Source organism: Geminicoccus sp. (genome assembly GCF_035556675.1).
Taxonomy (GTDB): Bacteria; Pseudomonadota; Alphaproteobacteria; order Geminicoccales; family Geminicoccaceae; genus Geminicoccus.
Genome location: NZ_DATMFZ010000176.1, coordinates 1 through 7,274, shown reverse-complemented (window position 1 = coordinate 7,274; position 7,274 = coordinate 1). Strand labels below are relative to the sequence as shown.

The 7,274-nt window shown below is 68.1% G+C and carries 8 protein-coding genes; 1 reads left to right on the top strand and 7 read right to left on the bottom strand.

Annotation, left to right across the window (positions count from 1 at the left end; all coding sequences use genetic code 11):
* From VNS22_RS13230 to VNS22_RS13200, 7 genes are all read right to left on the bottom strand, one after another.
* Window positions 1-498: ATP-binding cassette domain-containing protein (locus tag VNS22_RS13230; protein WP_325733127.1), on the bottom strand; the 498-nt coding region annotated here is incomplete at its 3' end.
* Window positions 499-502: 4 nt separating this feature from the next.
* Window positions 503-1,201 carry an ABC transporter ATP-binding protein gene (locus VNS22_RS13225; protein ID WP_325733125.1) on the bottom strand — a complete coding sequence of 233 codons (699 nt, stop codon included), beginning with the start codon at window positions 1,199-1,201 and terminating at the stop codon, window positions 503-505.
* On the bottom strand, window positions 1,198-1,941 hold the full coding sequence (locus tag VNS22_RS13220) for an ABC transporter ATP-binding protein (RefSeq protein ID WP_325733123.1): 744 nt from the start codon (window positions 1,939-1,941) through the stop codon (window positions 1,198-1,200). Before VNS22_RS13220 ends, VNS22_RS13225 begins: the two co-directional genes overlap by 4 nt.
* Window positions 1,938-2,954 (bottom strand): branched-chain amino acid ABC transporter permease, encoded by a 1,017-nt coding sequence (locus VNS22_RS13215; protein ID WP_325733121.1) that lies wholly within the window; start codon window positions 2,952-2,954, stop codon window positions 1,938-1,940. Before VNS22_RS13215 ends, VNS22_RS13220 begins: the two co-directional genes overlap by 4 nt.
* A gap of 5 nt (window positions 2,955-2,959) precedes the next feature.
* A complete protein-coding gene (locus tag VNS22_RS13210; RefSeq protein ID WP_325733119.1) occupies window positions 2,960-3,880 on the bottom strand; it encodes a branched-chain amino acid ABC transporter permease in 921 nt (306 codons plus the stop codon).
* Window positions 3,881-3,916: 36 nt separating this feature from the next.
* Window positions 3,917-5,209: an ABC transporter substrate-binding protein gene (locus VNS22_RS13205; protein WP_325733117.1), complete on the bottom strand. Its 1,293-nt coding sequence runs from the start codon at window positions 5,207-5,209 to the stop codon at window positions 3,917-3,919.
* Between the two features lie 59 nt (window positions 5,210-5,268).
* Entirely contained in the window at window positions 5,269-6,201 is a 933-nt protein-coding gene (locus tag VNS22_RS13200) for a 3-keto-5-aminohexanoate cleavage protein (protein ID WP_325733115.1), read from the bottom strand.
* Window positions 6,202-6,479: 278 nt separating this feature from the next.
* On the opposite strand from VNS22_RS13200, the gene VNS22_RS13195 reads away from it, so the two are divergent.
* A complete protein-coding gene (locus VNS22_RS13195) occupies window positions 6,480-7,181 on the top strand; it encodes a GntR family transcriptional regulator (protein ID WP_325733113.1) in 702 nt (233 codons plus the stop codon).
* Window positions 7,182-7,274: the final 93 nt, after the last annotated feature.

The following is a 7,274-nucleotide window of genomic DNA, read 5'->3' as shown; positions in this document are numbered from 1 at the left end:
GTTCAGGATCTCGAGATGGTAGCGTGCGGTCGGGTGCAGGCAGACGAACACCAGCTTGCCCTCGGCGCGCAGCCTGCGGAAGAAGTCGAGCATGAAGCCGATATAGCCGTCCTGCGTGTTGAACTGCGGCTCGTCGAACAGGTGCAGGATCGGCTGCCGGGTCGGCGAGCGGTCCAGCAGGAAGGACGGCAGGATGCGGCGGAACGAGCGCACCTGATAGGACTGGTGATAGTGGATCGCCAGTCGGTCGCGCTCGCCGTAGCGCACCCGGTGGATGTCGGCGCCCGCCACCATCACCTTGCCGGCGCTCGGCGTGTTGGAGCCGGTGATCATCTCGAACAGGGTCGTCTTGCCAGCCCCGTTCGGCCCGACCACGCCGACGATGGCGCTCTGCTCGAACACGAGGTCGGCCTGGAGCTGGAAGGTCGGCGTGCGGTCGAACGTGCCCTTGCGGTAGATTTTGCGCACACCGTCCAGGCGCAGGATCGGCTCCGACATGGCGTCAGGCTCCCAGGAGGCGCTGGCGCAGCGCCCGGTCATGGCGCAGCTCGTCCGCCTCGCCCCGCCAGGCGACCCGGCCCCGATCCAGCACCAGTGCCCGGTCGGCCACCGACAGCGCCAGCTCGGCGTTCTGCTCCACCACTACCGAGGCTACCCCCTCGTCGCGCAGATGGCGGATGGTGGCGAGCACGTCCTCGACGATCTTGGGGGCGAGGCCCTGGCTCGGCTCGTCGAACAGGACCAGGCCCGGCGAGCCCAGCAGAGCCCGGGAGATCGCGACCATCTGCATCTCCCCACCCGACAGGTTCTCGGCATCGCGGTGCATCAGGTGGTCCAGGGCCGAGAAGATCCCGCAGCAGTCCTTGACGGTCCAGGCACGAAAGCGCGTGCGCTTGGCCGCGATCTGCAGGTTCTTGGCGACGCTGAGCGTGGGGCAGAGCCGGCGGTCATCCGGGACCCAGCCGATCCCGGCCCGGGCGACCCGGTGGGTCGGCCAGGCGGTGACGTCGGCGCCGTCGAAGCGCACCCTGCCCTGCGAGGGGCGGGTGAGTGCGAGGATCGAGCGCAGCGTCGTGGTCTTGCCGGCGCCGTTGGGGCCAAGCAGCGCCACGACCTCGCCCGGGCGCACGTCGAACGAGACCCCGAACAGGACCTGGGTCTCGCCGTAGAAGGTGTGGATGCCGTCGACCTCGAGGATCATCCGAACCGCCCCAGGTTGGACCGGCGCACCCAGGGGTTGGCCTTCAGCTCGTCCGGGCGGCCGTGCGCGATCACCTGGCCCCAGTGGACCACGGAGATCCGGTCGGCCAGGCCGAACAGGAACTCCATGTCGTGCTCGATCGCCACGATGGCGAGCCGGCCCTTCAGGCGGCGGACCATCTCCGCGATCCGGGCGATGCCGTCGCTGCCCAGGCCTGAGGTCGGCTCGTCCAGGCACAGCACGCGCGGCTCCTGCGCCAGCGCCACGGCGATCTCGAGGGCGCGGCGCTCGCCATAGGACAGGTCGCGCGCCAGCACATCGGCCTTGCTGCCCAGCCCCACTTCGTCCAGCACGAGGCGCGCCGCGGCATCGGCCTCGGGGTCGCCGATCGCGGCGCGATGGCCATGCAGCGCCTGGGCACGGAAGGCCGGCCGTGCCAGGGCGACGTTCTCCAGCGCGCTGAACTCGTCGAACAGGGTCATGATCTGGAAGGAGCGCGCCACGCCGAGCGCGGCGATCCGGTGCGGCGGCAGGCCGGTCACGTCCTTCCCGTCCACCAGCACCTGGCCGCGGCTGGGCCGCACCCGGCCGGTCAGCACGTTGAAGAAGGTGGTCTTGCCGGCCCCGTTCGGCCCCATGATGCCGTGCAGCTCGCCGGGCGCCACGCTGAAGTTCATCTCCTCCAGCACCACCCGGTCGCCGAAGCGGACATGGACCTGGCGGGCCTCCAGCGCGCTCACGACGTGCTCCGGGCGGCCGGCTGTGCGGGTGCCGCCGGCTGGCGGGAGAAGCGCCGGCGCAGGTCCTGGAAGACCCCGGCGATGCCTTCCGGCTTGAACAGGATCACCGCCACGAACAGGAGACCGAACCAGAGCATCCAGGTGAGGGTCACCGCCCCCAGCAGGTCGCGTGCCAGCAGGAACACCACGACGCCGATCACCGGCCCCCAGAAGCTGACCAGCCCGCCGCCCACCAGCACCATCATCACGATGTAGCCGGAATAGTGCAGCGCCATGACCTCCGGGAAAGCGCCGCCCTGCGCCATGGCGAACAGGCTGCCGGCAAGGCCGGCGAACGCCGCGGAGACGACGAAGGCCAGCATCTTGAACAGCACCACCTGGTAGCCGAGATGGGCCGCGCGCAGCTCGCTCTGGCGGATCGCCGACAGCACCCGGCCGAACGGCGAGTAGGTCAGCCGCCAAAGCGCCACCACCGTCGCGAGGAACAGGGCCAGCACGAAGAAATAAAGGGCCGTGTTGCCGGTCAGGTCGAAGGACACGATGCCGAAGTCGGCCGGTAGCCGGGCGATCGGCAGGAGGCCGTCCTCGCCGCCGGTCACGTTGCGCGCCTTCATGGCAATGAACCAGAACACCTGGCCGAACGCGATGGTGAGGAAGGCGAAGTAGATGCCGCGCCGCCGCGCGACGAACCCGGCCACCAGGGCTCCTGCCAGGCTCGCCGCCAGGATGCCGCCCAGGAGGCAGACCCACAGGTTCGCGGCCACGTGGAACTGGGTGAGCCCGAACGCATAGGCGCCGATGCCGAAGAAGGCGCCGTGCCCGAAGGACGGCAGGCCGGCCGTGCCCAGCAGGAGGTTGAAGCCCAGCGCGTAGATCGCCCAGATCAGGATCTCGACGCCGATATACTGGTAGAGCCCGACCTTGGCGATCCAGAGCGGCACGGTGAGGAGCACCAGCGCCACGCCCACCATGGCGGGGGTGATCAGGCGGCCGGCATGGGCGGGGGTCTGCATCGGCGTCAGGCCTCCAGGATGCTCTTCTTGCCGAACAGCCCGCGGGCGCGGAAGGTCACGACCACGATCAGCAGGATGTACATGGACAGCAGCGACCATTCGGACGCGTAGGCGGCGGTGAGGCCGATGACCATGCCGACCATCAGGCCCGCGATCACCGCCCCCCAGAACGAGCCGACCCCGCCCAGGACGATGATCAGGAAGGCCGGGATCACCGCGTCCACGCCCATATGCGGGCGGATGCCCCAGATGGGCGCCATGATGACGCCGGCTGCCGCCGCCAGCATGGTGCCGATCGCGAACACGGCGATGCGCAGCTTGGCCAGGTCATAGCCCAGGGCGCGGACCATCTCGCTGTCATGGGCGCCCGCCTTGATCACCGCGCCGAACCGGGTCCGCTCGATGAGCAGCCAGGTGAGCAGGATGAACACGAAAGCCGCGAAGGCGGCGAAGAACCGATAGGTCGACCAGATCAGGTTCAGCGCGATGAAGCCGCCCGAGATCGCGTCCGGGGTCGGCAGGATGTAGTCGCGCGTCCCCCAGATCGAGCGGATCACGTCCTCGATCACCATGGCGGCGCCGAAGGTGAGCAGGAGCCCGAACAGCGGGTCCTTGCCGTAGGTGCGGCGCATCCCCTGCTCGATCAGGATGCCGAGCAGCCCGACGATGCAGGGTGCGACCACCAGCGCCAGGACGTAGCGCAGCCCCAGGGGCAGCTCGGCCCACCACTCGCCCACCCCCGCCGGCAGCGGCAAAGGCGGGCCCAGCAGCGCGTAGGCCACATAGGCGCCGAGCGCGAACAGGGAGCCGTGGGCCAGGTTGATCTGCTCCATCACGCCCACGATCAGCATGAAGCCGAGCGCGATCAGCGCGAACAGCAGGCCCAGCGTCAGCCCGTTGATGAGGAAGGGGATCAGGTTGAACATCCGCTCCGCCTACCCACGGCTCCCGCCAAGGTTCATTCAGCCGTCGACCGTCGGGATCTGCTCGTAGGGGGCCAGCTTGCACAGCTTGCCTTCCTCGGGGTCGATCACGTCCTCCGGCTTGGACGCGCTGATGATCTCGTAGAGATCGGTGTCGTCGACCGGGTTCGGGTTGCGGCGGGCCAGGTAGATGGTCTGCTGCAGGTGATGGGTGTCCGGGTTCATCCAGGCGTCGTAATCCTGCATCCGGTCGGCGGCTGGGATCTTGAGCTGCTCCAGCTCCTTGATGATCGCGATGTTGTTGGTGCTGCCGGCGCGCTCGATCGCGCGCAGCGTCTCGCGCATCGCCGTGTAGCCGCAGTAGGACACGTTGCCGGGCACTGGGATCGCATCCGCATCGGCACGGGCCTGCCAACGCTTCACGAAGTCGTCCACGCCCGGCAGCTTGAGCTTGTGGTACCAGTTGGTGCCGAAGATGCCGACAATGCTGTCAGGGGCGCTCCACACGTCCGGCCAGTCCTGCTGGCTCTGGACCCAGGCGGCCTGCTTGTCGAGGCCGAGTTCGGCCACCTGCGCACGCAGGATCTTGCCGTCGTCGCCGCCGACCGCCGGGGCCACCACCTCCGGCGAGATCTGCTGGATCTTGAGCAGGTAGGAGGTGAAGTCGCGGGTGTTCTGCGGGATCAGCAGCTCGTCGATGATTTCGCCGCCCGCTTCTTCGACCAGCTTCCGGGTCGCGTCCGAGGTCTCGTGGCCCCAGACATAGTCGTTGGTGAGCAGGAGCCACTTCTTGCCGACCCGCTCTACCGCCGCCTTCACCGAGGACATGGTGAAGTTGGTGCCGTTTCCGTCCCAGACGAACTTGATCCGCGAGCAGTTCTCGCCGGCCTCGGTGGGCGCGGAGGAGTTGGAGTTCAGGTAGATGGTGCCGTATTTCTCGGCCACCTGGGTGATCGCGTTGGCCACGCCAGAATGGATGGCGCCGATCAGGATCGAGCAGTCCTCACGGGTGATGAAGCGCTCGGCGACGCGGCTGGCGGTGGCCGGGTTCGTTTCGGTGTCGGCGGTGATCCACTCGATCTTGCGCCCGAGCACGCCGCCGTTCGCGTTGAACTCGTCGATGCACATGGTGATGCCGCGCAGCTCGTCGCGGCCGGACGCGCCATACATGCCGCTGGCATCGCAGGTCAGCCCGATCTTGATGGGCTTGCCTTCCTGCGCATAGGCGCGGTTGTGCTTCCACGGCCCATAGAAGGTGCCAAAGCCGGCGGCGGCACCCGCCAGCATGGTGCCACCCTTGACCAGGCCGCGCCTGGTGATCCTGTCGGTCATCGTGCTTGCTCCCAGATCATGGCGGCCGGCCCCGTTCGTTGCGGGACAGGTCCGTTCGCTCAGAACTCCACCCGATCCCCGCCCTTGAGCTCCAGGATCTCGCGGGCCTCGGCGGGGCTGGCGATCTGCATGCCCAGCCCCTCGATGATCTGGCGGGCGCGGCGCACCTGGGCGGCATTGCTTTCCGCGAGCTTGCCCGGGCCATCCCACAGCGAGTCCTCCAGACCCACCCGGACATTGCCGCCCATCGCCGCCGCCTGGGCGGCGATCCGCATCTGGTGGCGGCCCGCCCCCAGCACCGACCAGCGATACTGGTCACCGAACAGCCGGTCGGCGGTGCGCTTCATGTGCGCCACGTCCTCCGGATGGGTGCCGATCCCGCCCAGGATGCCGAACACCGTCTGGACGAACAGCGGCGGCTTCACCAGGCCCTGCTCGAGGAAATAGGCCAGGTTGTAGAGATGCGCCGTGTCGTAGCACTCGAACTCGAAGCGCGTGTCGTTGCCGGCGCACAGCTTCAGGATGTACTCGATGTCGGCAAAGCTGTTCTTGAAGATGTTGTCCTTGGTCTTCTCGATGTAGGGGCGCTCCCAGGCGTGCTTGAACTCCTTGAAGCGCTTGAGCATCGGGAAGGTGGCGAAGTTCATCGAGCCCATGTTGAGCGAGGCGACCTCGGGCTTGAACACCGCCGTGGGTTTGGCCCGCTCCTCCACGGTCATGCCGATGCCGCCGCCGGTGGTGAGGTTGACCACGCAGTCCGAGCGCTGCTTGATGATCGGCAGGAAGCGGCCGAACGATTCCGGGGTCTGCACCGGCATGCCGTTCTCGGGGTCGCGCGCATGCAGATGGATGATCGCGGCACCCGCCTCGGCGGCACCCACCGCGGCATCGGCGATCTCCTCCGGGGTCACCGGCAGGTGGGGCGACATGGACGGCGTGTGGATGGCGCCGGTCACCGCACAGGTGATGATGACTTTGTCGCGTGCCGCCATGAGTAAGCGCTCCTGCCGGGAAGGGATCGCCTGCTCACCTGTCTCGATGGCCGGCGAACCTGCGGCGCTGCTGCCTGGCATGGCGCCGGAGCAGCGGCCGATTCGGGCCCGGCTTCCACCTGGGCATCCCTGATCCACGGCCTTTTTTGTGATCCGTGATCACGGTTGCCTAGTGCAGGTTTTCCAGCTTGTCTAGCCAGCCATTCGCACCAGTGCAGGATCAGCTGCCAGGCAGCAGAACCATGCTAGAGCGGTTGTGTGATCACGGATCGCGATAAGTGGCCAGCCTGTTCAACATGCAGCAACTCCTCCCGGTGGATCGGGACACGCTGGGCGACCGGGCCTATCGGCGGCTGCGTGAGCTCCTGATCTCCGGCCGCCTGGCACCTGGCGAGCGTCTGTCGCTCCGCTCGGCTGCCGAGGCGCTGGGCGTGTCGATCATGCCGGTCCGTGCCGCGGTCAGCCGGCTGGTCGCCGACCATGCGCTGGAGGTGACTCCCAGCCGCGCGATCCGGGTGCCGCTCACCGACGTGGCGCAATTCCGTGAGCTGACGGCAATCCGGATCGAGGTCGAGGGCTTTGCCGCGGAGCGGGCCGCATCCGTCCGGACCGCCGCCGACCTGGAGGCGATGGCGGTGGCCGAGGCCGGCTTTCGCATGGAAAGCCTGTCCAGCAGCCCGGACCTCGCCCGGGCGGTCCAGCTCAACATGAACTTCCACTTCGCGCTGTACCGGAGTTCCGGCATGCCGATGCTGGTCGAGCTGATCGAGCAGCTCTGGCTCCGGGTCGGGCCCATCATCAATCTGGAGACCCGCGGCAAGCCGGACCGGCTGGTGGAAGGCGGCGCCTATCGTCGCCACGCCCAGGCGCTGGAGGCGATCCACCGGGGCCAGGGTGCCGCCGCCAGGGAAGCGATCGCCGCCGACATCAGGGGGGCGGCCGAGTTCATCATCGCCCGGGGCGACATCCTGACCGGCTGACGGTGCGCCCGATGCGGGCATCGAGCCTGAGCTGCGGCTGCCGGAAATAAAAAGCGCCGGCATCAACGGAAGCCACACTTACCAGTTGTGCAA